This is a genomic window from Streptomyces sp. PsTaAH-137 (assembly GCF_003259365.1).
Lineage (GTDB): Bacteria > Actinomycetota > Actinomycetes > Streptomycetales > Streptomycetaceae > Streptomyces.
This window is the reverse complement of the sequence record NZ_QLLY01000008.1, coordinates 173,692-200,603: the sequence shown is the minus strand read 5'-3', so window position 1 is coordinate 200,603 and position 26,912 is coordinate 173,692. Positions and strand designations below refer to the sequence as shown.

The window sequence follows — 26,912 nt, the reverse complement described above, 5'->3', positions numbered from 1 at the left end:
TTCGTCGTTCGGGTGCGCCACCGTCGTGGCTGGTCGCGCAGTTCCCCGCGCCCCTGAGATGCGCACTTCGTGCGGCATCTCATCCACCCGAGGCTGGGGGAGGCGGCGCGAAGCGCCTGCCTCAGGGGCGCGGGGAACTGCGCGACCAGCCCCCACCGGGGTGCGCCCGTGTCACGGCAGGTCGCGTAGGGCGAACCAGAGTTCCATTCTGATGTCCGGGTCGTCCAAATCCGCCGAGATCAGGACCCCGCATTTCGCGATGCGCTGCCGCACCGTGTTCCGGTGCACCCCCAGCGCCGTGGCCGTGCGGTCCCAGCTGCCGTGCAGGGAGAGCCAGGTGCGCAGGGTGCGGCGGAGTTCCGGGCGGTCCGACAGCGCGGTCAGCGACGGCGGCGGAGTGTCGGCGCGGTGCCGGACCAGCGGAGTGCGCAGCGCACGCGCGCGGGCCAGCGCATGGCCCGCCTGGACGGACGCGGAGCGCAGTTCACCGGGCCCGGCGGGTGCCGAGACGCCCAGTGTCCAGCCGTCGTGCGCGACGACGTCCAGGTCGGCCGGGACGAGCGCGCGCAGGAGCGAGCCGGTGGCGTCGACGAGCGGCGTGCCGAGCGGCGGCACCGGCCGGGTGCCCTGCGCGGTCCCGTGCACCACGCGCCAGCCCCCGGGAGCGTCGAGCAGCCCGGCCGCGTCCCCGGGACCGTCGCCGAGCAGCAGCCGCACCAGTGCCGCGGACCGTCGTACGTCCCCCGTCGACTGGTGCTCGCCCTGCAACAGCGAGAGCAGCACGACGGCGACCCCCGCGATGGTGTGATCGCCGGGCGCCCGCGCCCCGGTGGCCAGCCCCAGCGCCCGCCCGTCGGAGCCGCCGAGCGCGTACGCCGACAGCTGCACGCCGCCCACCTCGTCGGAGGCGGACGCGGGCGTCGGGAAGAGCCGGGTCGTCGCCGGCCGCACCACCCGCACCAGGTCGGCGAGGGCCGCCTCGGCCGCCTCGGACGGCGGGGCCCCGGCCCGCTGCGGCTCCGTACCGTCGGGGCCGAGCAGCACCGCGAAACCGCCCGTGCGCTGGGCGAGTTGACGCAGCACGGCCGGGACCGGATCGGGCCGGGCGGCCGCGGTGGCGAGCCCCTGCTGCGCCTCGGTGACCCGGCGCAGTTCGAGATGGCGCACCGCGGTCATCAGGTCCCACAGGGCCCGCCCGACCGCGCTGAACGTCGTCTCCTCCGGCACCTCCACCAGCGCGAGCCGGTGCCGCTCGCACGCCGCCACCAGCCCCGACGGCACCGTGTCGTGCACCGGCGCCACGCCGAACCCCAGGGCGGCGGCGCCCGCCGCGACGATCCGCTCCACATAGCCGTCGTAGTAGGCGTCGGTGCCCGTGTCCTCCGGCGCGTGCACGCCCGCCGTCAGCAGCAGCTCGCCGCCCAGCAGATACGGGTACGGGTCCGACAGCTCCGAGGTGTGGACCGAGTGCACCGGCACCTCGTCGGCCGGCGGCCCCGTGAGCTGCCGCAGCCCCAGCTCGGTCCGGGCCAGCAGGGCGCCCAGCGGCACGGTGGGCAGCGGGGGGACCGGAGGGGAGGACATAGGGTGTGCGATTCCTCCAGTGAGTACGCGATGAGTAGAGGAAACGTACACTTCAGCGACGCTTTCCAGCCACCTAAGGTCGTGCCGACCGGTGAGTACGGGTACGGGCGGATGTCCCCGTGACGAGATCCGGGTCCGTTTCCCCGCACCGCACGACACGCCACCGAAGTGTGTGAAGGAGGGCTGCCCCATGGCCGTCGACTACATCGTGATCGTCCTCTACCTGGCCGGCATGCTGGCCATGGGCTGGTGGGGCATGCGCCGCGCCAAGTCCAAGAGTGACTTCCTGGTCGCCGGCCGGCGCCTGGGCCCGGCCATGTACTCCGGCACGATGGCCGCCGTCGTCCTCGGCGGCGCGTCCACCATCGGCGGCGTCGGCCTCGGCTACCAGTACGGCCTGTCGGGCGCCTGGATGGTCTTCACCATCGGCCTCGGCATCCTCGCCCTGTCGCTGTTCTTCTCGGCGCGCATCGCCCGCCTGAAGGTCTACACCGTCTCGGAGATGCTCGACCTGCGCTACGGCGGCAGCGCCGGGATGATCTCCGGCATCGTGATGTGGGCGTACACGCTGATGCTGGTGGTCACGTCCACGATCGCGTACGCCACGATCTTCGACGTCCTCTTCGACGTGCCGCGCTGGCTGGCGATCGTCATCGGCGGCTCCATCGTCGTCGCCTACTCGACGCTCGGCGGCATGTGGTCCATCACCATCACCGACATGGTGCAGTTCGTCGTCAAGACGATCGGCGTGCTGCTGATCCTGCTGCCGGTGGCCGTCGTCAAGGCGGGCGGCTTCAGTGAGATGAAGGCCGCGCTGCCCACCTCGTACTTCGACCCGCTGGGCATCGGCGGCGAGACGATCTTCACGTACGTGCTGATCTACACGTTCGGCATGCTCATCGGCCAGGACATCTGGCAGCGCGTGTTCACCGCCCGCAACGACAAGGTGGCCCGCTGGGGCGGCACCGTCTCCGGTGTGTACTGCCTGCTCTACGCGATCGGCGGCGCCGTCATCGGCACCGCGGCCAAGGTCATCTACCCGCAGGGCCTGGGCCAGGCCGACGAGGCGTTCGCCCAGATCGTCAAGGACGAGCTGCCGGTCGGCGTCCGCGGCCTGGTGCTCGCCGCCGCGCTCGCCGCCGTCATGTCGACGTCGTCCGGCGCCCTGATCGCCTGTGCCACCGTCGCCAACAACGACATCTGGAAGCGGCTGCGCGGCATCAGGCCCGACGCCGCACCCGAGGGGGAGCACGACGAGGTCAAGGGCAACCGGATCTTCATCCTCGTCCTCGGCGTCGTCGCGATCATCACCTCGATCATCCTCAACAACGTCGTCGAGGCGCTGACCGTCGCCTACAACCTGCTCGTCGCCGGCCTCCTCGTGCCGATCCTCGGCGGGCTGATCTGGAAGCGCGGCACCGGCACCGGCGCCCTCGCCTCCGTCGTCGTCGGCGGTCTCTCCGTCATCGGCCTGATGATGAAGTTCGGCATCCTCGCCAACGAGCCCGTCTACTACGGCCTGTCGGCGTCCCTCGTCGTCTACGTCGTCGTGTCCCTGGCCACCCGGCCGACCGACGCCGCCGTCCTCGCCCACTGGCGCGAGCGGCTCGCCGGGCGCGGCACCGCCGAGTCCGGTTCCGAGCCCGCCGCCCCCGTGGCCGCCGCGCAGTAAACCCAGCAGGACAGACCGCAAGAAAGACCGCAGGAAAGAAGGCACCCGCGCATGAACAGCAACGAGACGCCCCGCGTCCAGCCCGACCCGAACGGCCCGGTCGGTCCCGTCGACTCCTCGCTCGTCCCGCGCTACGCGGGCCCGGCGACGTTCGCGCGCCTCCCGCGCCTGGACGAGGTCGGCACGGCGGACGTCGCGGTCGTCGGCGTGCCGTTCGACACGGGTGTCTCCTACCGGCCGGGCGCCCGCTTCGGCGGCAACGCGATCCGCGAGGCGTCCCGGCTGCTGCGCCCCTACAACCCGGCGCAGGACGCGTCCCCGTTCGCCCTCGCGCAGGTCGTGGACGCCGGTGACGTCGCCGCGAACCCGTTCAACATCAACGAGGCCGTCGAGACGATCGAGGCCGCCGCCGACGGCATCCTCGGCTCCGGCGCCCGCATGATGACGCTCGGCGGCGACCACACCATCGCCCTGCCGCTGCTCCGCTCCGTCGCCAAGAAGCACGGCCCGGTCGCGCTGCTCCACTTCGACGCGCACCTGGACACCTGGGACACGTACTTCGGCGCCGAGTACACGCACGGCACCCCGTTCCGCCGCGCCGTCGAGGAGGGCATCCTCGACACCTCGGCCCTCTCGCACGTCGGCACGCGCGGCCCGCTCTACGGCAAGAGCGACCTCACCGACGACGAGAAGCTCGGCTTCGGCATCGTGACCTCGGCCGACGTCTACCGGCGCGGCGCCGACGAGGTCGCCGACCAGCTGCGCCAGCGCATCGGCGACCGGCCGCTGTACATCTCCATCGACATCGACTGCCTCGACCCGGCCCACGCCCCCGGCACCGGCACCCCGGAGGCGGGCGGCATGACCTCCCGCGAGCTCCTGGAGATCCTCCGCGGTCTGGCATCGTGCAACCTGGTGTCGGCGGACGTCGTCGAGGTGGCCCCCGCCTACGACCACGCCGAGATCACGGCCGTCGCCGCCTCGCACACCGCGTACGAGCTGACGACGATCATGGCGCGGCAGATCGCGGCGTCCCGCACGGCCTGACGCAGCACCGGAACCCTCCGGCACCTTCGAGGAGAGAGCCCCGCGATGACCCACGACCACGACCTCGTCCTGCGGCCCACCGCGGCCCAGACCGAAGCGGCCCTCAACCCGCCGCCCGGCCGGACCGGCGGCGACCTGGTCGTGGAGACCCTCGCGGGGCTCGGCGCGTCCACCGTGTTCGGACTGCCGGGCCAGCACGCGCTGGGCCTGTTCGACGCGCTGCGCCGCAGCGACCTCCGGTACGTCGGGTTGCGGGTCGAGAACAACGCCGGGTTCGCGGCGGACGCGTACGGCCGGGTCACCGGCGAGGTCGCCCCGCTGTTCCTGTCCACCGGCCCCGGCGCGCTGACCTCCCTCTCCGCGCTCCAGGAGGCGGCCGCGGCCTCCGCGCCGGTGCTCACGATCGTCAGCCAGGTGCCGGTGGCCGGGCTCGGCGGCGGCCGGCACGGCTATCTCCACGAGCTGCGCGACCAGCAGGCCGCCTTCCGTGACGTGGTCAAGTCCGTCCACACCGTGCGCACCCAGTCGCAGATCCCGTCGGCGATCGCCGCCGCCTGGGAGTCCGCGCTGAGCGCCCCGCACGGGCCGGTCTACGTGGAGATCCCGCAGGACGTCCTCCTCGCCGAGGCCACCCTGCCCCAGGTCACGGCCGTCGACGCGACCCCGCACGAACTCGTGCCGCGCCCCGAACTGACCGCCGTCGCCGCCGACCTGCTCGCGAAGGCCGAGCGCCCGGCGATCATCGCGGGCGGCGGCGTGGTCCGCGCCGACGCGGCGGGCAAGCTGCGCGCGCTCGCGGAGAAGGTCAGCGCCCCGGTGGTGTGCACCTTCGGCGGCAAGGGCGCCTTCCCCTGGGAGCACCCGCTCTCGCTCCAGTCCTGGCTGGAGGACCGGCACGTCACCGACTTCCTGGAGGACGCGGACGTCCTGCTGGTCGTCGGCTCGGGTCTCGGCGAACTCTCCTCGAACTACCACACGTTCAAGCCCCGCGGTCGTGTCATCCAGATCGAGGCCGACGCGGGCAAGCTGGAGTCCAACCACCCGGCGCTCGGCATCCACGCGGACGCCCGCCTCGCCCTCCAGGCCCTCCTGGAGACGGTCGAGGACCGGTCGGACGAGAAGGCCCCGGCGCGCGTCGCCGAGGTCCTGAACGCCGTACGGGAACGCATCGCGTCGCAGGAACTCACCCTGGAGCAGGACGTGTTGGCGTCCGTCCGGGCCGCGCTCCCGGCGAAGGCGCCGTCCTTCTGGGACATGACGATCCTCGCCTACTGGGCCTGGTCGGCCTGGCCGGGCCCGCTGCACTCGGCGCAGGGCGCGGGCGGCCTCGGCTACGGCTTCCCGGCCGCGCTCGGCGCCGCGGTCGCCGACCCGACGACGCCGGTCCTCGCGGTCTCCGGCGACGGCGGCGCCCTGTACTCCATCGCCGAACTCGCCACGGCGAAGCAGGAATCGCTGAACGTCACCTGGCTGATCGTCGACGACGGCGGCTACGGCATCCTGCGCGAGTACATGAACGACACCTTCGGCCAGGCCACCGCGACCGAGCTGACCCGCCCGGACTACGTGGCCCTCGCGGAGTCCTTCGGCGTGCCGGCCGTGCGCACGTCACCGGAGGCGCTCCGCGAGGACCTGGCCGCCGCCCTGGCCGCGCCGGGACCGAGCGTGGTCGTGCTGCCGGCGGTCCTCAGGATGTTCGCGCCGACGCACCTGGGATAGGGGCCTGGCCGAGGCCGTCCAGGAACTCCGCCACCTTGGCGGTGAGCAGGCCCGGGTTCTCGCCCGGCAGTCCGTGGCCGCCGGGGACGCGCAGCAGACGGGCGTGCGGGATGCGTTCGGCCAGCTCCTGCTGGTGGTGCGGGGGGACGAGGCGGTCGTCGGCGCTGGACAGCAGCAGCGTCGGCGCGGTGATGTCGGGCAGCAGAGCGGTGAGGTCGACGGCGGTGTCCGTCGCGGTCTGCCGGACGAAGCCGTCGAGCGCGCCGGTGATCATCTCGGCGAACCCGGCCGCCGCCTGCGCGAACGTCTCCTCGTCCCAGCCGCGCAGCGTGTCCTTGCCCAGCGCGGTGAGCAGGATGAGCCGCGACAGGCCGTCCGGGTCCGTGCCGGCCAGCTGCCGCCACAGGTCGAACTGGAACGCCATGTGGGCGTCCGTGCGCACCCAGCCCGCGTGCGCGGTCAGCGAGGTCACCGCGTCCGGGTGCAGGGCGGCCGCCGCCGTCGCGACCACGGCGCCGAGCGAGTGGCCCACGACGTGGAAACGGTCGAGCCCCGCGTCCCGTGCCGCCGCGACGACGACGGCCACCATGTCGGTCACGGCGACCGGGCCGCCCTGGTCGCTCGTGTCGCCCGAACCCTGGAGGTCGGGGGCGACGATGGTGTACCGGTCGCTCAACTCGGCCATGAGCGGGGACCAGTTGGCCTCGGCGGAGGCGCCGGTGCCGTGCACCAGGACCAGGCCGGGGCCGCTGCCGGTGACGAGGTAGTGGGCCTTGGTGATACCGCCCGCGGTGGGCACGTCGACGAAGGGCATGGGTAACTCCATTCAGAAAGGGGCTGCTTGGCTTGCTCAGCGAAGGTCGGCGAGGGCCGCGCGCAGGGCGGCGGTGAACCGGTCGGCCTGGTCCTGCTGCGCCATGTGACCCGCGCCCTCGATCACCGTGAGGCGGGCGCCGGGGATCAGCGCGGCGAGTTCGCGGGGCACCGACAGGGGGACCTCGGTGTCGAGTTCGCCGTGCAGGAAGTGGGTGGGCACGCGCAGCCCGGCCACCCGGTCGCGCGGGTCGTAACCGGCCTGGTCGACGACGAGTCCGTCGATGCGGAACGTCGACTCCAGGAGCTGGCGCACCGTCCAGTCGATCATCGCGGCGCTCGCCCCGGGCCGGTACCAGTGCGGCACGAAGTCGGCGAGCGTCCCGGCCCGGTCGGCGCGCAGGTCCGTGAGCAGCTTGGCCATGGCGTCCTGGAACGCGGAGAAGTGGTGGACCCCCGCGTCGACCGGGACGATCGCGCCGATCCGGCCGGGGGCCGCGAGGGCCGCCTCGATCGTGAAGGCGCCGGCGATCGACGAGCCGATCAGCACCGGCCGGTCGAGCCCGAGGGCGTCGACGAACGCCAGTACGTCGCTGGTGAGTTGAGCGAGGGTGTAGCCGTCGGCAGGCCGCTCCGAGCGTCCGCAGCCCCGCCAGTCGAGCGTGATCACGCGGTGGTCGGCCATGAGGTCGGCCGCCTGCGCGTCCCACACCCGGCCGCTGGTGCCCCAGCCGTGCAGGAACACCAGGGGGCGGCCCGCGCCGAGGTCCTCGTAGTGCAGAGCCGTGCCGTTGACTGTCGCGTACGCCATGAGGAGCTGCCTTCCGGTGCGCTGGGGTATGGGGAGATTCCAGCGGACGGACGGCCGACGACCAAGGAGTGATCCGCTCCTAGACTCATCACGGATCGTGATGAGTCGGGGGACCGGGGGCGGGCGGCGTGGAGCTGCGGCAGGTGAAGTACTTCGTGGCGGTGGCCGAGGAGCTGCACTTCGGGCGGGCGGCGGAACGGCTGCACATCGTGCAGCCCGCGGTCAGTCAGCAAGTGCGGCGCCTGGAGCGGGAGTTCGGCGTCGATCTCTTCGACCGCAGCAGGCGGGCCGTCCGGCTGACCGACGCGGGCCGGGCGCTGCTGCCGCACGCCCGCGCGCTGCTCGCGGCCGAGCGGGCGGTGACCGAGGCGATGGACTCCGTGCGCGGCGAGCAGGAGTCGACCCTGCGCGTCGGTACGAGCACGGGGCTCGGCCTGCGCCTCGACGGCGTGCTGACCGCGCTGTCCGAGCGGGCGCCGCGGCTGCTGGTCGAGCTGGTCAGCGGCCCCACGGCGACAAGGTTGCAGCAGGTGCGCGACGGCGAGCTGGACGCCACGTTCGTGCGCGGCGCCGACCGCGCCCCGGGCCTCGAACTGCTGCCGCTGTGGCGGGACGAGCTGGTCGCGGCGCTGCCCGCCACGCATCCGCTGGCCGAGCGGGACGGGATCGACCTGGCGGACCTGGCCGGGCTGCCGCTGCGGATCGCGTCCCGCGAGAGCAACCCGCATCTGGTCGACGCGGTCGTGGACGCGTGCCGCGCGGCGGGGTTCGAGCCGGTCATGGGGCCCGCGTTCACCACCGACCAGGACACCCTGGCCGCTATCGCCACGGGCCGGGCGAGCTGGAGCGTCTACTTCGCCGCGCAGGCCGCGGTGCAGCCCGCGCACCGGATCGCCTTCCGGCCGTTCACCGGCCCGGCGGCGGCGCCGTCGCTGCCCACGTACCTGGCGGTGCGCCCCGACCCGCCGTCCCGCCGCCTCGCGGCGCTGCTCGACGCGTGCGGAGAGACGGGGGAGGGGGCGCCGTGGTCGCGGCCTACCAGATCGCGTCGACCCACTCCGGGTGGTCGATGAACGGGTTCCGGTTGTGCTGGTAGGTGTCGTAGATGACCTGGTTGCGCTTCTCCTCGAAGGCGCTCGGCGGGTCCTCGTCGCTCCACTGCTTGAGGACGGAGAGCTTGCCCATGAAGGCGGCGCTGCCGTTGTTGACCTTCTCGTTCGGCTCCAGGTCGGCGAAGCCGTCGCCGCCGTCGTAGCGCACGGCCATGTAGAGGATCATGCGGGCGACGTCGCCCTTGTCCGCGTCGCGCGGCTCGAAGGAGTCGGAGTCGGTGAGGCTGCCGCCGCCGCCCGAGACGGCGCTGCCGCCGTTGTCGAAGTCCTTGTTGCCGCGGACGCTGTTGACCTGGACGTCGGCGGGCCGCAGGTGGTGCAGGTCCGTGCCGGGGCCCGTCGCCTCGCCGAAGTCGCCGTGGGACTTGGCCCAGGTGTGCTCGCGGTTCCAGTCGCCGACGGCGCCGCCGTTGAGCGACTTGGCCCGGGAGACGCCGCTGTACAGCAGGATCACGTTGCTGCTGTTGTTCGGGTCCTGGTCGGTGACCTTGAGCGCGTCCCAGACGGCGGAGTACGAGATCTTGCTCTGGCTGCTGATGATCGTGTGCAGCGAGGACTTGAGGCTCGCACCGGTCTTGCCGACCGCGTTCTTGTAGTACGTCGCGTCGTAGTCGGTGGTCGTCGCAGAGGTGGGGCCCGCGGTGACCAGGGGGAGGGCTACGGCGGTCATCAGTGCGGCGGCGGTGAGTGCGGCGGTGCGTATGGGGATTCCGGGCATGAGGGGTGTCCGTCCGTTCTACGCGGGTTGACTGGAGGCAACCCGCGTAGAGTGACATGGACACGTAGTCCTTGGGTGAACGTTTCGGGTCGATCGTGTGACACAAATGCGGTCCCTGATGGTGCGTCAGGGACCGCATTGAGTAAGCCGGTTCGCGTCAGTTCACGTCAGACGGGTCCAGGCGGTAGAGGGACGAGGACGTGTCGCTCGTGTCGCTCGACTCGCTCGTCTTCGACGAACTCTTGCTGTACGCGCTCGCCTTCACCGCCGTGCCGTGCTTCTTCACCCACGCGGTGACCGCGGAGCTGACGTCGTTGCCGCCGCCCATTCCGCCGCCCATGCCGCTGTCGCCGACCTGGATGTAGTGCAACTGACCGCTCTTCACCAGCTTCTTGAGCTTGGCGACGGTCATGCCCTGGTCGGAGCCGGTGAAGCCGTACATGGAGATGACGGGCTTCTTGGTGCTGAGGATGATCTGCGCGGCGGACTGCGAATTGGAGACCGCCAGCAGCCACTTGGCGCCGTCCTGGTGCTTCTCCAGGTACGCGATCAGGTCACTGTCGACCGAGCCGCCCATGCCGCCGCCCATGCCGCCACCGCCCGTCCGGCGGCCGGAACCGCCGCCGGGCGTCTCACCGCCACCGGGCATCTCTCCGCCTTCCTGGCCGCCGGGCATCTCGCCGCCGCCCGGCATCTCCCCGCCGCCGTTCGGCGGCGTGAAGCCGCCTTCCTGGCCGCCTTCGCCCTGGCCCGGCATACCGCCCTGCCCGCCGTCCTGGCCGCCCGGGCCGCCGCCCTGCTGCTGTCCCCCGCCGGGCATCTCGCCGCCGCCGGGGAAGCCACCGCGGCCACCGCCGCCTCCGCCCGGGCCGCCCATGCCGTCGCCCGTCGTGGGCCCGGCCGTCGGGTTGGTGCCGCCCATGCCGCCGCCCGCGCCGGACGAGAACGGCTCCGCGAAGGAGTACGCCGCCGGGCCCGCCACGGACGCGACGACCGCCGCCGCCACCGCCGCCGCGAACAGCCGCAGCCGCGTGCCCGACGCCGTACGGAGGACGAGCAGACCCGCGATCGCCGCCGCCATGACGAGCGCGATCACCGGCCACAGCCAGCCGTTCCAGCCGGAGGCCCGCCGCAGCAGCACGACCGCCCAGATCCCGGTGACGCCGAGCGCGACCGGCAGCACCCACGCCCACCGCTTGTCGGCGCGGAAGGCGCGCAGCAGCATCACGCCGCCGCCTCCGCACAGCGCCGCGATGCCGGGGGCGACCGCGGTCGTGTAGTACGGGTGCATGGTGCCCTCGGCCGTGGCGAAGGTGAGGTAGTGCAGCAGCAGCCAGCCGCCCCACAGCACCAGGGCAGCCCGCGTGAGGTCGGTGCGCGGGGCGCGCCCGCGCAGCACCAGACCGCCCACCAGGGCGATCACCGCGAACGGGATCAGCCAGGAGATCTGGCCGCCGAGGGTGTCGTTGAAGAGCCGGCCGAGGCCCGCGGTGCCCGCGAAGCTGCCTCCGCCGCCACCGCCCCCGCCGTTGCCCTCGCCGCCGAGGACCCGGCCCAGGCCGTTGTAGCCCATGATCAGGTCCCAGGCGGAGCCGTCCGTGGAGCCGCCGATGTACGGGCGCTCGTCGGCCGGTACGAGGGAGACGGCCGTCGCCCACCAGAAGCTGGAGACCGCGAGGACCACGGCCGCGAGCACCAGATTGCGGATCTTCCTGGCCCAGCCGAGCCGCGACGCGTACAGGTACACGGCGAAGACGGCGGGCAGCGCGATGTAGCCCTGGAGCATCTTGGTGTTGAAGGCCAGGCCGAAGCAGAGGGCCGAGCCGAGCAGCGGCAGGAGCCGGCCGTTCCGGGTGGCGCGCAGCGCGAGGGCCGCGCCGCCCACCATCAGCAGGAGCAGCAGCGTGTCCGGGTTGTTGTCCCGGTTGATCGCGACCGTGATCGGGGTCAGCGCCAGGACCAGCGCGGCGATCGCGGCGGCCGCGTGGCCCCACACCCGCTTCACGGAGGAGTGCAGGATCCAGATCGTGCCGAGCGCGGCGCCGATCTGCGGCAGCATCATCTGCCAGGTGCCGAAGCCGAAGATCCGGCAGGACAGGCCCATCACCATCAGGGACAGCGGCGGCTTGTCGACGGTCAGGAAGTTGCCCGCGTCGATGGAGCCGAAGAACCAGGCCTTCCAGCTCTGCGTGCCGCTGTAGACGGCGGCGCTGTAGAAGCTGTTCAGGCCATTCGCCGACGAAGCGGAGAGATTCCAGGCGTACAGCACCGCGGCGAGCGCCAGGATGCCGAGCAGCGCGGGCAGCGACCAGCGCGGGGCGCGGTGCGCGGTCGGCGGCGCCGCCGGCGGAGGCGGGGCGGGAGCGTGGGGGAGCGGTTCGGTCGCAGAGGTCACCAGTGAAAGGTGCACGGCGCGCGTGGGCGCGGGCTGTGCCGAAGCTGGGCACTGCCTGTGAAAGCCGGCCGCGGCCGCCGGATTGTTGCGGCGGGATGAAATCCGCTCCTCGCCGCGTTGGCCCTCACGGCACAGCAGAGGGTTGGCGAGAGGCGACGGTGTGACGGCGGAGAAACAGGTCGGGCGGGGCTGGGCGAAGCGGCTCGTGGGGTACGCCTGGCGCTATCCCAAGGACGTCGTGCTCGCGCTCGGGGCCTCGCTCGGCGGGATGGCCGTCATGGCGCTGGTCCCGCTGATCACGAAGGTGATCATCGACGACGTCATCGGGGACCACACGCGCTCCATGGGGGTGTGGGCGGGCGCGCTGGTCGGCGCGGCCGTCGTGGTCTACGTCATGGCCTACATCCGCCGCTACTACGGCGGCCGGCTCGCCCTCGACGTCCAGCACGACCTGCGCACCGAGATGTACGACACGATCACCCGGCTCGACGGGCGGCGGCAGGACGAGCTGTCCACCGGGCAGGTCGTCGGCCGTGCCACCAGCGACCTCCAGCTCATCCAGGGACTGCTCTTCATGCTCCCGATGACCATCGGGAACTTCCTGCTGTTCCTCATTTCTCTGGTGATCATGGCGTGGCTGTCGCTGCCGCTGACCCTGGTCGCGCTCGCCGTCGCGCCCGCCCTGTGGTTCATCGCCAGGCGCAGCCGCTCCAAGCTGCATCCCGCCACCTGGTACGCGCAGGCGCAGGCCGCCGCCGTCGCGGGTGTCGTCGACGGCGCGGTCAGCGGGGTGCGCGTCGTGAAGGGCTTCGGTCAGGAGGACCAGGAGACCGGGAAGCTCAGGGAGGTCGGGCGGCGGCTGTTCGCCGGACGCCTGCGCACGATCCGGCTCAATTCCAAGTTCACCCCCGCGCTCCAGGCCGTGCCCGCGCTCGGGCAGGTCGCGATGCTGGCCCTCGGCGGCTGGCTCGCCGTGCGCGGGCAGGTCACGCTCGGCACCTTCGTCGCCTTCTCCACCTACCTGTCGCAGCTGGTCGGCCCGGTGCGGATGCTCGCCGTCGTGCTGACCGTCGGGCAGCAGGCCCGCGCCGGTGCGGAGCGCGTCCTCGAACTCATCGACACCGAGCCGTCCCTCGTGGACGGCACCGAGGACCTGCCCGCCGACGCCCCGGCCACCGTCGAGTTCGACGACGTCGCCTTCGAGTACGCGGGCGGCGACCGGCCCGTCCTGAACGGGCTCTCCTTCGAGATCCGCGCGGGCGAGACCCTCGCCGTCGTCGGCTCCTCCGGCTCCGGCAAGTCCACCGTCTCGCTGCTGCTGCCGCGCCTGTACGACGTCACGCGCGGCGCCGTCCTCGTCGGCGGGCACGACGTGCGCGAGCTGAGCCTCGCCTCGCTGCGGGCCGCCATCGGTCTCGTACCGGAGGACTCCTTCCTCTTCTCCGACACCGTGCGCGCGAACATCGCCTACGGGGTTCCGGACGCCACCGACGAGCAGATCGAGGCCGCCGCGCGCGCCGCGCAGGCCGACCGGTTCATCGCCGAGCTGCCCGAGGGGTACGACACCAAGGTCGGCGAGCACGGGCTGACCCTCTCCGGCGGCCAGCGGCAGCGCGTCGCGCTCGCCCGCGCCATCCTCACCGACCCGCGCCTGCTGGTCCTCGACGACGCCACGTCCGCCGTGGACGCGCGCGTCGAGCACGAGATCCACGAAGCGCTCAAGCACGTGATGGCGGGCCGCACCACCCTGCTCATCGCCCACCGCCGCTCCACCCTGAACCTCGCCGACCGCATCGCGGTCCTCGACGGCGGCCGGCTCGCCGCGATCGGCACGCACGCCGAGCTGGAGGCGGACTCCCCGCTGTACCGGCGGCTGCTCACCGACCCCGACGAGCTGGGCGGCGTCTCGCCCGGCCACACGCTGCCCACGGCCCCGGCCGAGGACACGTCCGTACGGGAGGAGCTGGACGCCGAGTTCGACGCCGAGCGCGGGGTCACCCCCAGGCTGTGGAGCGGCGACCGGGAGCCCGGGAACTCCAAGGATCCGGCGCTGGCCGGGATGCCCGCCACGCCCGAGCTGCTCGCGCAGGTGGACGCGCTGCCGCCCGCCACCGACACCCCCGACATCGACGAGGCGCGGGCCGTCACGCCCGAGGACTCCTACGGCCTGCGCAGGCTGCTGCGCGGCTTCGGGCCCGTGCTGCTGATCAGCCTGGGCCTGGTCGCGGTCGACGCGGGCGTCGGACTGCTGCTGCCCGTCCTCATCCGGCACGGCATCGACGAGGGTGTCAGCCGGCTCGCGCTCGGCGCGGTCTGGGCGGCGTCCGGGCTCGCGCTGGTCGCCGTGCTCGTGCAGTGGGCCGCGCAGATCGGCGAGACCCGGATGACGGGCCGCACCGGCGAGCGGGTGCTGTACTCGCTCCGCCTGAAGATCTTCTCCCAGCTCCAGCGGCTCGGCCTCGACTACTACGAGCGCGAGCTGACCGGCCGGATCATGACCCGGATGACGACGGACGTCGACGCGCTGTCGACGTTCCTCCAGACCGGCCTGGTCACCGCGTTCGTCTCCGTCGTCACCTTCTTCGGCATCATGGTCGCCCTGCTCGTCATCGACCTCCAGCTCGCGCTCGTCGTCTTCGCGACGCTGCCGCCGCTGATCGTCGGCACGTTCTTCTTCCGCCGCTCCAGCGTCAAGGCGTACGAGCTGGCCCGCGAGCGGGTCTCCGTCGTCAACGCCGACCTCCAGGAGACCGTGGCCGGGCTGCGCATCGTGCAGGCGTTCCGGCGCGAGAAGGACGGCCGGGCGCGGTACGCGGCGGGCAGCGACAGCTACCGCAGCGCGCGCGTCCGCGGCCAGTGGCTGATCTCCGTCTACTTCCCGTTCGTGCAGCTGCTGTCGTCGGTGGCGGCCGCCGCCGTGCTGATGGTGGGCGCCCACCGGGTCGACGCGGGCACGCTGACGACCGGCGCGCTGGTCGCGTACCTGCTCTACATCGACCTGTTCTTCGCGCCCGTGCAGCAGCTCTCCCAGGTCTTCGACGGCTACCAGCAGGCCACCGTCTCGCTGGGCCGGATCCAGGAACTCCTGCGCGAGCCGACCTCCACGAAGGGCGCCGCCGAGCCGCTGGACGTGCTGTCCCTGCGCGGCGAGATCGCCTTCGAGGACGTCGACTTCGCGTACGGCACGGACGAGGTGGCCCTGAGCGGCGTACGGCTGCGCATCCCCGCGGGCCAGACCGTCGCGTTCGTCGGCGAGACCGGCGCGGGCAAGTCGACGCTGGTCAAGCTGGTCGCCCGGTTCTACGACCCGACCGGCGGCCGGGTCACCGCCGACGGCACCGACCTGCGCGACCTCGACCTCACGGCGTACCGGCACCGGCTCGGCGTCGTCCCGCAGGAGGCGTACCTCTTCCCCGGCACGATCCGCGACGCCATCGCGTACGGGCGTCCCGGCGCGAGCGACGCCGAGGTGGAGGCCGCGGCCCGCGCGGTCGGCGCGCACGGGATGATCGCCACCCTCGACGGCGGCTACCTCCACGAGGTCGCCGAGCGCGGCCGCAACCTCTCGGCGGGCCAGCGCCAGCTGATCGCCCTGGCCCGCGCCGAGCTCGTCGACCCCGACATCCTGCTCCTCGACGAGGCCACGGCCGCCCTCGACCTCGCCACCGAGGCGCAGGTCAACCAGGCCACGGACCGCCTCGCCGGCAAGCGCACCACCCTCGTCGTCGCGCACCGCCTGACGACGGCGGCCCGCGCCGACCGGGTCGTGGTGATGGACCACGGACAGGTCGTGGAGGACGGCACGCACGACGAGCTGCTCGCCCTCGACGGGACGTACGCGCGGCTGTGGCGCACCTTCATCGGCGAGGACGACGACGCGACGGACGTGGTCGCCGCGTCGAGGTGAGCGCGGCCGTGCGTGCGTCGAGGTGCGGGATTCGCGCAACCGTACGACCCCTGGAGCGCGTCCGTTCATCAGTACGCTGGTGCCGATGTGACGGGAGGGATCCAAGGTGCGAAGAGACGGAGATGCGGGCTCCGGCATACGCCGCGGGCCGCGCCGCCCGGCCGCGTTCCTGCTGGCCGCGCTGCTCGGCTCGGGTCTGCTGGTCCTCGGCGGTCCGGCCGTCGGCAGCGCGCACGCGGCCGCGCTCTGCTCCGGGCACAAGGCCCGCACCCTCTCCTTCGCCACCGGCCGGACGGTCGTCTACAAGAACAACGGCTATGTCTGCGCCGTCACCTACCCCAAGCGCGGCGGCACCCGCCAGTACATGTCCGTCGGCGTCCAGGCGCGCGGCAACCGCCAGGTCGTCGACGCGGGCCGCTTCACCCACCACGCGGGACCGGTCACGGTGCACGCGGGGCACCGCTGCGTGAAGGTGACGGGGAAGGTGGGCTCCCGGTCGGTCAGCACGGGCTGGATCCTGTGCTGAGGCCGTTCTGCTGAGCGGACACCAAGTCCCTCTGGTGGTACGCGGATCGCTCCGATAGTTTCCGGGGCGCTGTTGTACTCGCGTCTCCAGGGGAGTGTGTATGCGCAAGGTGCTCAGATGGCTGCTGTCGCTCGTCGTGCTGATAGGCACGGTGGCCGCGGCCGGAACGACGACGGCCACCGCCGCCGCGGACGCCACCGACATCAAGGACCGGCTGCTCGCCGTACCCGGCATCAGCCTCGTCGAGGAGAAGCCGTACGACGGCTACCGCTACTTCGTCCTGAACTTCACCCAGCCCGTCGACCACAGGCACCCGTCCAAGGGCACGTTCCAGCAGCGGATCACCGTGCTGCACAAGGACGTCAGCCGCCCGACGGTCATGTTCACCAGCGGCTACAACGTCTCCACGACCCCGTCGCGCAGCGAGCCGACCCGGATCGTCGACGGCAACCAGGTCTCCGTGGAGTACCGCTTCTTCACCCCGTCCCGCCCGCAGCCCGCCGACTGGTCCAAGCTCGACATCTGGCAGGCGGCCAGCGACCAGCACCGCATCTACCAGGCCCTGAAGCCGGTCTACGGCGCCAACTGGCTGACCACCGGCGGCTCCAAGGGCGGCATGACGGCCACGTACTACGAGCGTTTCTACCCGCGGGACATGGACGGCGTCGTCGCCTACGTCGCCCCGAACGACGTCGTGAACGACGAGGACTCGGCCTACGACCGCTTCCTCGCGAACGTCGGCCCCAAGGACTGCCGCGTCGCCCTCCAGAAGGTCCAGCGCGAGACGCTGGTGCGTCGCACCGCGCTGGAGAAGAAGTACGCGGACTACCTCGCCGCCAACAACTACACGGTGACCACGGTCGGTTCGCTGGACAAGGCGTACGAGGCGACCGTCCTCGACCTCGTGTGGGGCTTCTGGCAGTACCAGCCCGAGTCCGCGTGCGCCGACGTCCCGGACGCGGCCACCGTCACCGACCAGGCCCTCTTCGACTACGTCGACGCCGTCGGCGGCTGGTCGTCCTACGCCGACCAGGGCCTGGAGCGGTACACGCCGTACTACTACCAGGCGGGCACCCAGCTCGGCTCGCCCGACATCAAGCAGCCCTGGCTCGGCAAGCTCTCCCGCTACGGCTACCAGCCGCCGCGCAACTTCGTGCCGCGCTCCATCTCCATGAAGTTCGACAAGCGGGCCATGCCCGACGTCGACGCCTGGGTCCGCCACCACGCCACGCGCATGCTCTACGTGTACGGCGACAACGACCCGTGGGGCGCCGAGCGCTTCCGCCTCGGCAAGGGCGCGCGGGACTCGTACGTGCTGACCGCGCCGCACGCCAACCACGGCGCGAACGTCGCCGCGCTGACCGCCGGTGACAAGGAGCTCGCCACCCAGCGGATCCTCGCGTGGGCCGGCCTGTCCGGTACGACGGCCAAGGCGCCGCACGACGCCGGGCTGGACCGGACCGGCCCGGCCAGGGAGCTGACGCTGCGGCCGTGACCCGGCCGACGCCCTGAGGGGGCGGCGGCCGCCCGCCGCCCCCTCACAGCCGCACCGCGCACCCCACCGGCTCGCCGCCGCCCAGGGCCACGTACAGGGCCGTCGACGGCGGACACCGGTCGCGCGCCCGGACCGCCGACCACACGCGGTACTGCGGCGCGCTCTCGCCCGAACCGTCGCAGGCGGTCTCCCGGACCTGGCCCTCGCCGACGCCGTAGACACAGTCGCCGACGACGGTGCGCGGGCCGCCCCCGGCGCCCGGGTCACCGGGGTGCGGGGGCTCCAGATTGCGCATGCAGGCGTAGCCCCGGGACGGAGCGGGGCTCTTCCCGGGCCGGTTCTCGCTGATGTGCAGGACGAAGTCGGTGCCGCCCGGACAGGCCGGGCCGTCGGCGGTGTCGCCGTCGTGGCGGGCGAGCACCCGGGCGACGGCCCTCTCGCTGCGGCACCCCACCTCGCCGAACGAGGTCCGCCCGCGCGAACCGCACTCGCCCACCGCGAGGAAGGCCGCCCCGTACCCGGACGGCGACACCCGTGTCGCCGGGGGCGCCGCCGCGTCGTCCGGCGCATCCTGACAGCCGGTCAGCGCGAGGGCGAACAGCAGCCCCGCGCACCCCACTCCAACCGTTCGCGCACGCATGACAGCCCCCCGGGTATGCCCGACAAGACTGACCCGCGGACGCGGAGGCACGCCAGAGTTTCCGGGTGCTTTGCGTAGGTCGGGGGCGGTGTGCCGGTGGGCCGTACCTCCCTCTCCGTACGCCCGGTACGGAGAGGGAGGTACGGGCCGCCCGTGCCGGACGTACGGCGGCCGGTGACGTCCGCGGGCGTCAGTACCTCAGCCCGTACCCGATCGGATAGAGCACCTGCGTCGGGTCGTCGGCCCGCTGCACCGGGACCGGCAGCCTGCCCCGCGGCCTGGCCGCACCCGTCAGCACCCGCACCGCGGCACGCAGTTCGACGTCGATCCACGAGTACGCGGCCACGTGCGCGTCGGCGGCGCCCAGTTGGGCGACGTCGTAGGGATTGCGCACGGACAGGGTGACGACCGGGACACCGGTGGCCGCGACCGCGTTCACCAGCTTCTGCTGGGTGCTGCCCGCGGTCACGTTGTACGTGCCGATGACGACGGCGTCCTTGCCCGCCGCCGCGGCGACGGCCTGGTCGATGACGGCCTGGCTCGGCGCCGTGCCGGTCGCCAGCACCGTCGCCGAGAAGCCGCGTTCGGTGAGGGCGGCGCCGATCACGGTGGTCGGCGGGCCGTCGCTGAGCGAGGGCGAGGCCGGGTTGGCGCCGAGGACGAGGACGTTCTTGTGGGTGCGGCGGGACAGCGGGAGCAGCTTCTCCTTGTTCACCAGGAGCGTCGTGGTGCGCTCGGCGATCCGGTCGGCGGCGGCCAGGTGCGCGCGGGTCCCGACGGTCCGGTCGACGCCGCTGTGCGAGACGTAGACCTCCTTGGCCTTGAAGAGCCCCAGCTTCGCCTTCAGGCGCAGGATGCGCAGGATCGATTCGTCGAGCCGGGCCTCGGTCAGCTCGCCGCTCTTCACGGCGTCGAGCACCGCGTTCCAGGAGACGTCCAGAGTGGGCGGGTTGAGGAGCTGGTCGACGCCGGCCTGGAGCGCGAGGACGGGGACGCGGGCGTCGCCGTACTTGGTCCGCACGCCCTCCATGCCGAGCGAGTCGGTGATGACCACGCCGTCGTAGCCGAGCTGTTCGCGCAGGATGCCGGTGAGGATCGGGCGCGAGAGCGTCGCCGGGTCCTCGGCCGGGTCCAGGGCCGGTACGACGATGTGGGCCGTCATGATCGAGTCGATGCCGGCGGCTATCGCGGCCTCGAACGACGGCCGGTCCAGCTGCTCCCACTGCTCGCGCGTGTGCGTGATGACCGGCAGGCCGGTGTGCGAGTCGGTGGCGGTGTCGCCATGGCCCGGGAAGTGCTTGGCCGTCGACGCTATGCCTGCCGACTGGTAGCCCTTGACCTGGGCGGCGACCAGACCGGCGACCGCGTCGGGGTCGGCGCCGAAGGAGCGGACGCCGATGACCGGGTTGGCCGGGTTGACGTTCACGTCGGCGTCCGGCGCGTAGTCCTGGACGATGCCGAGGGCGCGCAGCTCGGCGCCGGCCAGTTGGCCCGCCTTGCGCGCGTCGGAGTGGCTGCCGCCCGCGCCGAGGGCCATCGCGCCGGGGAACAGGGTGGCGGGCTTGCCGACCCGGCAGACGATGCCGTGCTCCTGGTCGGTGGCGATCAGCAGCGGTATGCGGGAGGGCTGGCGCTGTCCGGCCCGCTGGATGCCGTTGCTGAGGTCGGCTGTCTGGTGCGGGTCGCGGACGTTGTGCGCCCACTGGAAGTAGATGATGCCGCCGAGCTTGTACTTGTCGATCAGCTCGTCGGCCGTGCGCACCCCGATCTCTTTGAGGTTCGCGTCGATGTCGGCCTGGTCCGGGGCGTCGGCCGAGTGTCCGTACACCCGCATCACGAAGAGCTGGCCGACCTTCTCCTCCAGGGACATCCCGGAGATGATCTTCTTGAGGGCCTGGTCGGAGGTGCCTTTGGACGCCTGGGCGGGGACGGCGCCCAGGGCTGTCGCGGCGACACCGGCGGTGGTGGCGGCGAGCAGCGTACGTCTGGAGAGGTGGTGCACTTGCGCTCCTTCCGGAGGGAGGGCGGCGGGGCACTTGCACGGGACTGAAGGAAACTTCCGCGCGCTATGAATATGGGGAAAGTTTCTGCCAGTCAAGGGTGTGGGCGTGATGAGTGGGCCTGGAGGTGGGCATGAAGAGGGGCCGTCACCGGCGCTGTTGGAGGGGGGTGCGCCGGTGACGGCTTGCTGCCGGCCGCATGCGGCGGAGAGGGTGGTCAGCGTTCGCAGCCAGTAGCGAGGCCGACACCGCACTACGGAGACTCACCGGCAGCTCGCCCCTTGGACGCCCGGGCCCACGCCCGGGTTCCCGTTCTTCCACGGGTTCCGGGAAGTTGGTGCGCGGGGGGTCTTTGGGGTTGTCGTTCGGGTGCGGGTGGGTGGGGCTGGCCGCGCAGTTCCCCGCGCCCCTGGGTTGTCTTCCGGGTGCGGCCCGGTGGGCGCTTCTCGCGCAGTTCCCCGCGCCCCTCTTGGGTTGTCGTTCGGGTGCGCCGCCGTCGTGGCTGGTCGCGCAGTTCCCCGCGCCCCTGAGATGCGCACTTCGTGCGGCATCTCATCGCGGGTGCCCCCGGGGGAGAGGCGCGCGGAGCGCAGCCTCTGAAGGGGAGGCGGCGCGAAGCGCCCGCCTCAGGGGCGCGGGGAACTGCGCGACCAGCCACGACGAGAGGCGCGCGTGACGAACTGGTTTTAGGGGCGCGGGGAACTGCGCGAGAAGAGGCCACCGGGGCGCGGGGAACTGCGCGAGATGTGGTTACTGGAGTAGGCAGGTGGAAGCCTCGTCGCGGAGGGACTGGACGGCTGCCGTGATGGCGGGGCGCCGCGAGATCCCGGTCCGCCACAAGGCGTACACCCTCCTGCGCGGCAACGGATCAAGCCCCACCACGACCACCCCGTCCGGCAACGGCCCCCGCCCGAGCCGAGGAATCACCGCCACCCCCAGCCCGGCCGCGACCAACGCCACCAGCGTCGGATTCTCATCGGCCCGATGCACGATCTCCGGCTCGAACCCGGCCCCCCGCATCGTCCGCACCAGCCAGTCGTGACACACCCGTCCCGCAGGCTGCGAAACCCACCGCTCCCCGCCCAGCTCGGCCCGCCGCACGGCATCGCGCCCGGCCAGCGGATGCCCCGCCGGCACCAGCAGATCGCACAGATCGTCCCCGATGACCGCCTGCTCCACCCCGGCAGGGGCCGGCAGCGGCGCGATGTCCCAGTCGTGCGCGACGACCAGATCGACGGCCCCCTTCGCCACGAGGTCGACCGACAGATGCGGGTCGACCTCGGTGAGCCGGGTGTCGAGCGCGGGATGCCGCTCCGCCAGCGAGGCGAGCGCCCCGGGCAGCAGCCCCCGCGCCGCCGAGGCGAACGCGGCGATGGTCAGCCGCCCCGCCGGCACCCCGCGCCGCTCCTCCAGCTCGGTCTCCGCCCGCTCCATGACAGCCATCAACTCATGCGCCGTACGGGCGAGTTGCCGGGCCTCTTCGGTGAGCTTCACGCCCCGGCCCTCCCGCTCCAGCAGAACCGTCCGCGTCTCCCGCTCCAGTTTCGCGATCTGCTGGGACACGGCGGACGGCGTGTAGCCGAGCGCCGCCGCCGCGGCGCCCACGGTGCCGTGCACGGAGACGGCGTGCAGCGCGCGCAGCCGCTGAAGATCCAACATCCCGAACCCCTTAGCGTCGCTTCATCCCACCATGCAGCAATCTTCGCTGGTGCTACACGGTCGTAGCGCGTGATCCTCGACGCATGAGACCCGCACACACCGGCCTCGCCGTGCTCGTCGCCGCCTTGTGGGGCGTGAACTTCGTCGTCATCGACATCGGCCTCGCCCACTTCCCGCCGCTGCTCTTCTGCGCCCTGCGCTTCCTGCTCGCGGCGCTGCCCGCGGTGTTCCTGGTCGGCCGGCCGTGCGTCCCGTGGCGCTGGATCGTGGGTCTCGGACTGGCGCTGGGCGTGGGCAAGTTCGGGCTGCTCTTCGTCGGCATGAACGCGGGGATGCCCGCGGGCCTGTCCTCCCTGGTGCTCCAGGTGCAGGCGGTGTTCACGGCGCTGATCGCGTTCGCGTTCCTGGGGGAGCGGCCGCGGCCGGTACGGGTCGTGGGCATGGCGGTGGCGCTCGCCGGGATCGGGGTCGCCGCCGTCGACGAGGGCGGTTCGGGGCCGCTCGGCGCCTTCGCGCTGGTGCTGGTCGCCGCCGCGTTCTGGGGTGTGGCGAACGTGCTGACCCGCAAGGCGGCCCCCGACGCCCCCTTCAACTTCATGGTGTGGTCCAGCGCGGTCCCCGTACTCCCGCTGCTCGGCCTTTCGCTCCTCTTCGAGGGCCCGTCGACGGACGCCCGCGCGCTGACGTCCCTCGATCTGCCCGGTGTCGGCGCGATCGTGTACGTAGCCCTGGTGACGACCCTGTTCTGCTTCAGCGCCTGGAGCCGGCTGCTCCGGCGCTACGACGCGTCGACGGTCGCCCCGTACTCACTTCTGGTCCCGGTCTTCGGAATGTCCTCGGCGTCCCTGTTCCTGGGGGAGTCGGTGAGCGCCCTCCGGTGGATCGCGGCGACGCTGCTGGTGGGTGGGGTGGCGCTGACATCGCTGGGCTCGGGCCTCCGCCTACGGGGCACGGCCCGGCTGCCGAGCGCGGGTTGAGTACGGCTGATCGCGCAGTTCCCCGCGCCCCTGAAAACAGGGGAGGCGGCGCGCAGCGCCTGCCTCAGGGGCGCGGGGAACTGCGCGGGAAGCGGCCACCGGTCCGCGGGCGAAAGACAACCCAGGGGCGCGGGGAACTGCGCGAGAAGCGGCCACCGGCCCGCGGACGAAGTACGACTCAGGGGCGCGGGGAACGGCGCGGGAAGCGGCCACCGGCCCGCACCCGGTAGACGATCCAGGGGCGCGGGGAACTGCGCGACCGGCCACGGCGCACCCGGCACCCGGCGACGAGACCCCCGCCACCCCTACGCCGACTCGTTGAGCAACCGCCCCAGCAGCTCACGACCCCCCGACAACAACCCGGAAAGCGGCGCAGCCGACTCGTACCAGCGCGCCTCGTACTCCCAGCACAACCACCCGTCCCACCCCTCCCGGCTGAGCACCTCCACACACTCGGCGAGCGGCAGCACCCCCGCCCCGAGCGCCAGCGGCGTCGTGTCGTCAGGCCCGGCGATGTCCTTGACCTGGACATACCCGAGATACGGAGAGAGCGCGGCGTACGAGGCCGAGGGCTGCTCACCGCCGAGCCAGGTGTGCATGACGTCCCAGAGCACACCCACGTTGCGATGCCCGACGAGTCCGGCGACCCGGGAGGCCGCGGCGCCGGTGCGATGCGAGTCATGGGTCTCGAGCAGCACCCGTACACCGCGGTCGGCCGCGTACTCGGCGGCGACCCCGAGCCGCCGGGCGGCCGTCGCGTCGGCCTCGTCGGCGCTCTGCTCGTCACCGCCGCCGGGAAAGACCCGTACGTACGAAGCACCCAAGTCGGCTGCCAGGTCGACCAGTTCACGCACCTGGCCGATGACCGGCCCGTCGTCGTCGGCGGGCGCCGCCACCCGCGCGTACCCGGCGACCCCGAGCACTTCGACACCGGCCGCCTTGAACCGCGCGGCCGCGTCCGTCCGCGCGTCGGGGCCGATCCCGGGATGGACCGGCTCCTCGGGATGCGCGCGCAGTTCGACACCGTGATAGCCGTGTGTGGTGGCGAGGCGCAGTACGTCGTCGAGGGGGAGACCAGGGACACCGAGGGTGGAGAACGCCAGTTTCATGGGGCGGACCCTACCCGTCAGTCCACCGACTTATGGAGGGCCACCTTCCAGTCCTGTCCGACGAGATCGGCGCCGAAGGACCGGTGCGGACGTTCACCGACGAGGACGAAACCGTGCCGCCGGTAGATCGAACGGGCCGACGCCAGAACGTCGTTGGTCCACAGCACCAGCTCGCGGTAACCGACGCCGCGCGCGAAGTCCGTGCACGCCCGCACCAGCCGGTCCCCGATGCCCAGACCGCGCGCCTCGGGCTCGACGAGCAGCAGCCGCAGCCGGGCCGTGCCGGGCGCCTCGTCGCGTACGCACATCACGCAGCCCACCGGGCGGCCGTCCAGCTCGGCGATCCACACCCGCTCCAGATGCGGGTCGTGGTCCTGGGCGAAGTCGGCGACGATGCGCGCGACCAGGCCCTCGTACTCGGTGTTCCAGCCGAACTCGGCCGCGTACACCGCGCCGTTGCGCGCGACGATCCAGCCGAGGTCGCCGGGGCCCGGCTCGCGCAGCAGCACGTTCTCCGGGTGCGGGGCGGCGCGGCCGTCGCCGAGCAGTTCGCGGACGGTGCGCAGGGCGTCGCCCAGCCGCTCGCGCTCGGCGGCCGGGACCGTCGCGAGCAGCGTGCCGACCGACTCGCGTGAGCGCTCGTCGAGGAGTTCGGCGGCGCCCCGGCCGCGCGCGGTGAGCGTGATGCGGCGGCGCCGGGAGTCCTTCTCGGACGAAGCGCGCTCGACCAGTCCTGCCTGCTCGAACTTGCCGAGGATTCTGCTGAGATACCCGGCGTCGAGCGAGAGCCGGGCGCGCAGGTCGGCGGCGTCGACGTGCTCGGTGTGCGCGAGCTCGTACAGGACGCGGGACTCGGTGAGGGTGTACGGGGCGTACAGGTGGCGGCTGTAGTCGAGCGCGCCGATCACGTTCGTGTAGAAGCGGTTGAAGGACCGGATGTCGTGCACGGTCATGGTCACCTCGCGGGCACCTCGCGGCTCGGACAGGGGCACGGATCGTTGACTCAGTCAGAGGTTTCGCGTGCCGCTCAGCGTACGCCCGGGCCCGGGGACCGTCCACGGAAAGGGCCCCGCCCCAAATTCGTGTATACGGCAGGTATGGCGTGTGCCAAGTGGCTGAGTCCCGGCCCATGGGTTGGCCAAGCCCTTGCCGCGCGTTGTTCCCGATTTCATCGCGGGCCTCCTCTGCGCCACATCCGCAAGAGCGCAGGGTTGTTTCCAACGGCCCGTGCATCACGGGCCGTTGGCATGCCACCAGCACATGTACGCACCGGACACGAGCAGACAGGGGACCTTCCATGGCCGAACTGACCCGACGCAGACTCCTCGGTTCCGCGGCGGGGGCCGTCGGCGGCGCCGCGGCACTCTCGCTCCTCCCGCCCAGCGTCCAGAAGGCGGTCGCGGCGGGCCCGCCCCGCAAGGGCTCGCTCCGCGACATCGAGCACGTCGTGATGCTCATGCAGGAGAACCGCTCGTTCGACCACTACTTCGGCACGCTCAAGGGGGTGCGCGGCTTCAGCGACCCCCATGCGTTGAAGCTGGACACCGGCCGCTCGGTCTTCTACCAGCCCGACGCCGAGAACCCGAAGGGCTATCTGCTCCCGTTCCACCTGGACACCCACTCCACCAGCGCCCAGGCCATCCCCTCCACCTCGCACGCCTGGTCCGTCCAGCACGAGGCGTGGAACAACGGCAAGATGGACCAGTGGCTGCCCGCGCACCGCAAGGCCGACGGCGTCAACGGCCCGTACGTGATGGGGTATTACACCCGTAAGGACATACCCTTCCAGTTCGCGCTCGCCGAGACCTTCACGATCTGCGACAACTACTTCTGCTCGGTCTTCGGCCCGACGTGGCCCAACCGCCTCTACTGGATGACCGGCACCATCGACCCCGGCGGCACGCAGGGCGGCCCGATCCTCAACAACACGGCCCCGCAGCCGTACCGCTGGACGACGTACGCGGAGCGCCTCCAGGCCGCCGGCGTCAGCTGGAAGGTCTACCAGCAGGACGACGACTACGGCTGCAACCTGCTTGAGCAGTTCGCGTCGTTCAAGAACGCGCAGCCGGGCTCCGACCTGTACGAGCGCGGGGTCCGGCCGCAGCCGGAGGGCACCTTCGAGGACGACGCCCGCAACGACCGCCTCCCGGCCGTCAGCTGGATCATGCCGACGAGCTACCAGTCGGAGCACCCGGACTACCTCCCGGCGGCCGGCGCCGACTTCGTCGCCCAGAAGATCGAGGCGATCGCCAGCAACCCGAAGGTCTGGGCGAAGACCGCCTTCATCCTCAACTACGACGAGAACGACGGCCTGTTCGACCACGTCGCCCCGCCCACGCCTCCGGCGGGCACCGCGGGCGAGTTCGTGAAGGGCCTGCCGATCGGCGGCGGCTTCCGCGTCCCCGCCATCATCGTCTCGCCGTGGACGGTCGGCGGCTGGGTCGCCTCGGAGACCTTCGACCACACCTCGGCGCTCCAGTTCCTGGAGAGCTTCACGGGCGTCGAGGAACCCAACATCACCGACTGGCGCCGCGACACCTTCGGCGACCTCACCTCGGCCTTCCGCTTCTCCCGCCCGACCCCCCGGGCCCCCCGCCTCCCCGACAACACCGCCGAGCAACTGGAACAGGCCAAGGACGAGGTGGCCACCCTCCCGAAACCGACCCTCCCGGGCGCCGACCAGAAGTTCCCGCAGCAGGAGCGGGGGCGGCGGCCGCACGTGTAGGCA

The 26,912-nt window shown here is 72.3% G+C and carries 19 protein-coding genes; 9 read left to right on the top strand and 10 right to left on the bottom strand.

From position 1 onward, the window contains the following. Positions 1–171: 171 nt before the first annotated feature. On the bottom strand, positions 172–1,584 hold the full coding sequence (locus tag K377_RS19710) for a PucR family transcriptional regulator (protein ID WP_111664734.1): 1,413 nt from the start codon (positions 1,582–1,584) through the stop codon (positions 172–174). A gap of 190 nt (positions 1,585–1,774) precedes the next feature. On the opposite strand from K377_RS19710, the gene K377_RS19705 reads away from it, so the two are divergent. Genes K377_RS19705 through K377_RS19695 form a run of 3 tightly spaced genes read left to right on the top strand, consistent with a single transcriptional unit; the run spans position 1,775 to position 6,022 of the window. Continuing rightward, positions 1,775–3,256: a sodium:solute symporter gene (locus K377_RS19705; RefSeq protein ID WP_111664733.1), complete on the top strand. Its 1,482-nt coding sequence runs from the start codon at positions 1,775–1,777 to the stop codon at positions 3,254–3,256. Between the two features lie 51 nt (positions 3,257–3,307). After that, the gene (gene speB / locus K377_RS19700; protein WP_111664732.1) at positions 3,308–4,303 is read left to right on the top strand and encodes an agmatinase; all 996 of its coding nucleotides are present in this window, start codon (positions 3,308–3,310) and stop codon (positions 4,301–4,303) included. A gap of 45 nt (positions 4,304–4,348) precedes the next feature. Then, positions 4,349–6,022 carry a thiamine pyrophosphate-binding protein gene (locus K377_RS19695; protein WP_111664731.1) on the top strand — a complete coding sequence of 558 codons (1,674 nt, stop codon included), beginning with the start codon at positions 4,349–4,351 and terminating at the stop codon, positions 6,020–6,022. On the opposite strand, the gene K377_RS19690 is transcribed toward K377_RS19695, so the two are convergent. Beyond that, complete coding sequence (locus K377_RS19690) at positions 5,991–6,836, bottom strand: alpha/beta fold hydrolase (protein WP_111664730.1); 846 nt, start codon at positions 6,834–6,836, stop codon at positions 5,991–5,993. The genes K377_RS19695 and K377_RS19690 overlap by 32 nt on opposite strands. A gap of 36 nt (positions 6,837–6,872) precedes the next feature. Then, complete coding sequence (locus K377_RS19685; protein WP_111664729.1) at positions 6,873–7,646, bottom strand: alpha/beta fold hydrolase; 774 nt, start codon at positions 7,644–7,646, stop codon at positions 6,873–6,875. A 128-nt stretch (positions 7,647–7,774) separates the two neighbouring features. Between K377_RS19685 and K377_RS19680 the strand changes: the two genes are divergently transcribed. Continuing rightward, positions 7,775–8,719, top strand: a complete 945-nt coding sequence (locus K377_RS19680; protein WP_111664728.1) for a LysR family transcriptional regulator — start codon at positions 7,775–7,777, stop codon at positions 8,717–8,719. Here the strand turns inward: K377_RS19680 and K377_RS19675 are convergent. Next, positions 8,682–9,476, bottom strand: a complete 795-nt coding sequence (locus K377_RS19675; RefSeq protein ID WP_111664727.1) for an endonuclease I family protein — start codon at positions 9,474–9,476, stop codon at positions 8,682–8,684. The genes K377_RS19680 and K377_RS19675 overlap by 38 nt on opposite strands. 157 nt (positions 9,477–9,633) lie before the next feature. Beyond that, entirely contained in the window at positions 9,634–11,871 is a 2,238-nt protein-coding gene (locus tag K377_RS19670; RefSeq protein WP_111664726.1) for a glycosyltransferase family 39 protein, read from the bottom strand. A gap of 160 nt (positions 11,872–12,031) precedes the next feature. Between K377_RS19670 and K377_RS19665 the strand changes: the two genes are divergently transcribed. From K377_RS19665 to K377_RS19655, 3 genes are all read left to right on the top strand, one after another. Continuing rightward, positions 12,032–15,778: an ABC transporter ATP-binding protein gene (locus tag K377_RS19665; RefSeq protein WP_111664725.1), complete on the top strand. Its 3,747-nt coding sequence runs from the start codon at positions 12,032–12,034 to the stop codon at positions 15,776–15,778. 106 nt (positions 15,779–15,884) lie between these two features. Continuing rightward, complete coding sequence (locus K377_RS19660) at positions 15,885–16,304, top strand: hypothetical protein (protein ID WP_375605934.1); 420 nt, start codon at positions 15,885–15,887, stop codon at positions 16,302–16,304. Between the two features lie 100 nt (positions 16,305–16,404). Then, the gene (locus K377_RS19655) at positions 16,405–17,799 is read left to right on the top strand and encodes a S28 family serine protease (protein ID WP_111664724.1); all 1,395 of its coding nucleotides are present in this window, start codon (positions 16,405–16,407) and stop codon (positions 17,797–17,799) included. Between the two features lie 43 nt (positions 17,800–17,842). On the opposite strand, the gene K377_RS19650 is transcribed toward K377_RS19655, so the two are convergent. From K377_RS19650 to K377_RS19640, 3 genes are all read right to left on the bottom strand, one after another. Next, a complete protein-coding gene (locus K377_RS19650; protein WP_111664723.1) occupies positions 17,843–18,439 on the bottom strand; it encodes a hypothetical protein in 597 nt (198 codons plus the stop codon). A gap of 190 nt (positions 18,440–18,629) precedes the next feature. Further along, positions 18,630–20,441: a glycoside hydrolase family 3 protein gene (locus tag K377_RS19645; RefSeq protein ID WP_111664722.1), complete on the bottom strand. Its 1,812-nt coding sequence runs from the start codon at positions 20,439–20,441 to the stop codon at positions 18,630–18,632. Between the two features lie 748 nt (positions 20,442–21,189). After that, the gene (locus tag K377_RS19640; RefSeq protein WP_111664721.1) at positions 21,190–22,098 is read right to left on the bottom strand and encodes a LysR family transcriptional regulator; all 909 of its coding nucleotides are present in this window, start codon (positions 22,096–22,098) and stop codon (positions 21,190–21,192) included. A gap of 83 nt (positions 22,099–22,181) precedes the next feature. Here K377_RS19640 and K377_RS19635 point away from each other — a divergent pair, with 83 nt between their 5' ends. Beyond that, positions 22,182–23,075, top strand: a complete 894-nt coding sequence (locus K377_RS19635) for an EamA family transporter (RefSeq protein ID WP_111664720.1) — start codon at positions 22,182–22,184, stop codon at positions 23,073–23,075. Positions 23,076–23,380: 305 nt separating this feature from the next. Here the strand turns inward: K377_RS19635 and K377_RS19630 are convergent, their stop codons facing one another. Both K377_RS19630 and K377_RS19625 read right to left on the bottom strand, forming a co-directional pair. After that, positions 23,381–24,184, bottom strand: coding sequence for a sugar phosphate isomerase/epimerase (locus tag K377_RS19630; RefSeq protein ID WP_111664719.1), 804 nt, complete (start codon positions 24,182–24,184; stop codon positions 23,381–23,383). Between the two features lie 17 nt (positions 24,185–24,201). After that, positions 24,202–25,137 (bottom strand): bifunctional helix-turn-helix transcriptional regulator/GNAT family N-acetyltransferase, encoded by a 936-nt coding sequence (locus K377_RS19625; RefSeq protein WP_111664876.1) that lies wholly within the window; start codon positions 25,135–25,137, stop codon positions 24,202–24,204. A gap of 344 nt (positions 25,138–25,481) precedes the next feature. Here K377_RS19625 and K377_RS19620 point away from each other — a divergent pair, with 344 nt between their 5' ends. Continuing rightward, complete coding sequence (locus K377_RS19620) at positions 25,482–26,909, top strand: alkaline phosphatase family protein (protein ID WP_111664718.1); 1,428 nt, start codon at positions 25,482–25,484, stop codon at positions 26,907–26,909. The last annotated feature ends 3 nt before the right edge of the window (positions 26,910–26,912 follow it).

Coding starts and splice junctions, on each gene's coding strand:
- K377_RS19710 (WP_111664734.1), bottom strand. CDS start 1,584: ATGTCCTCCCCTCCGGTCCCCCCGCTGCCCACCGTGCCGCTGGGCGCC.
- K377_RS19705 (WP_111664733.1), top strand. CDS start 1,775: ATGGCCGTCGACTACATCGTGATCGTCCTCTACCTGGCCGGCATGCTG.
- speB (WP_111664732.1), top strand. CDS start 3,308: ATGAACAGCAACGAGACGCCCCGCGTCCAGCCCGACCCGAACGGCCCG.
- K377_RS19695 (WP_111664731.1), top strand. CDS start 4,349: ATGACCCACGACCACGACCTCGTCCTGCGGCCCACCGCGGCCCAGACC.
- K377_RS19690 (WP_111664730.1), bottom strand. CDS start 6,836: ATGCCCTTCGTCGACGTGCCCACCGCGGGCGGTATCACCAAGGCCCAC.
- K377_RS19685 (WP_111664729.1), bottom strand. CDS start 7,646: ATGGCGTACGCGACAGTCAACGGCACGGCTCTGCACTACGAGGACCTC.
- K377_RS19675 (WP_111664727.1), bottom strand. CDS start 9,476: ATGCCCGGAATCCCCATACGCACCGCCGCACTCACCGCCGCCGCACTG.
- K377_RS19655 (WP_111664724.1), top strand. CDS start 16,405: ATGCGCAAGGTGCTCAGATGGCTGCTGTCGCTCGTCGTGCTGATAGGC.
- K377_RS19650 (WP_111664723.1), bottom strand. CDS start 18,439: ATGCGTGCGCGAACGGTTGGAGTGGGGTGCGCGGGGCTGCTGTTCGCC.
- K377_RS19640 (WP_111664721.1), bottom strand. CDS start 22,098: ATGTTGGATCTTCAGCGGCTGCGCGCGCTGCACGCCGTCTCCGTGCAC.
- K377_RS19635 (WP_111664720.1), top strand. CDS start 22,182: ATGAGACCCGCACACACCGGCCTCGCCGTGCTCGTCGCCGCCTTGTGG.
- K377_RS19630 (WP_111664719.1), bottom strand. CDS start 24,184: ATGAAACTGGCGTTCTCCACCCTCGGTGTCCCTGGTCTCCCCCTCGAC.
- K377_RS19625 (WP_111664876.1), bottom strand. CDS start 25,137: ATGACCGTGCACGACATCCGGTCCTTCAACCGCTTCTACACGAACGTG.
- K377_RS19620 (WP_111664718.1), top strand. CDS start 25,482: ATGGCCGAACTGACCCGACGCAGACTCCTCGGTTCCGCGGCGGGGGCC.